This window comes from Massilia sp. CT11-108, assembly GCF_047302915.1.
Classification (GTDB): domain Bacteria; phylum Pseudomonadota; class Gammaproteobacteria; order Burkholderiales; family Burkholderiaceae_D; genus Telluria; species Telluria orientalis.
This window is the reverse complement of sequence record NZ_JBKYMO010001091.1, coordinates 1-739: the sequence shown is the minus strand read 5'-3', so window position 1 is coordinate 739 and position 739 is coordinate 1. Positions and strand designations below refer to the sequence as shown.

General features: G+C 72.5%; 1 protein-coding gene. It reads right to left on the bottom strand.

The genetic code is table 11. The annotated features are described in order from the left end of the window. The coding region (locus ACEN88_RS33330) for an Ig-like domain-containing protein (RefSeq protein WP_413346606.1) at positions 1–739 on the bottom strand (739 nt) is incomplete at both ends.

Sequence of the window (739 nt, the reverse complement as noted above, 5' to 3'; positions counted from 1 at the left end):
GAAGGTCGGCGTGGTGGTGGCCGTGATGCCGTCGCTGTTCGATACGCCCGTGTCGCTGGCGGCGTCCAGCACCGGCGCCGACGATGCGGCCGGCGCCAGCGTGTCGAAGTGCAGCGCCGGGAGCGATCCCGCCGCGCCGTCGTTGCCGGCCCGGTCGGCGTAGGTGCCGGCCGCGATCGTGATGCTGGCCGTACCGCCGTTCACGTGCGCGTCCGGCGTGAAGGTCGCGGTACGCACCGGGCCCGTGCCGCTGACGGCGGACAGCGTGCCGCCGCTGACGACGAGGTCGCCCTGCGTGCCGTCCCAGGCGAAACTTGCGCCCGGGTCTTCGCTGAACGTGAATGTGATGGTGGCGGTCTCGCCCACCTTCAGTGCGCTCGCATCGCTGCCGATCGTGACGGTCGGCGCCGTCGTGTCGACGGTGAAGGTGGTACCGGAGGACACCGCGCCGGCATTGCCCGCGGCGTCGGTCGCCCTGGCGGTGACGGTATGCGCGCCTTCGCCCAGCGCCGCCGCATCGATCGACCAGGTGCCGTTGGTGGCGACCGTGCTGCCCAGCAGCGTGGTGCCGTCGGTGTCGTACAAGGTGACGGTAGTGCCCGCCTCGGCCGTGCCCGTGAAGGTCGGCGTGGTGTCGCGCGTCACGTCGCTGGTGGACGCCGCCAGTTGCGGCGCGGACGGCGCATCCGGCGCCAGCGTGTCGAAGTGAAGCGACGGGGTCGTCCCCGCGCCGCAACTG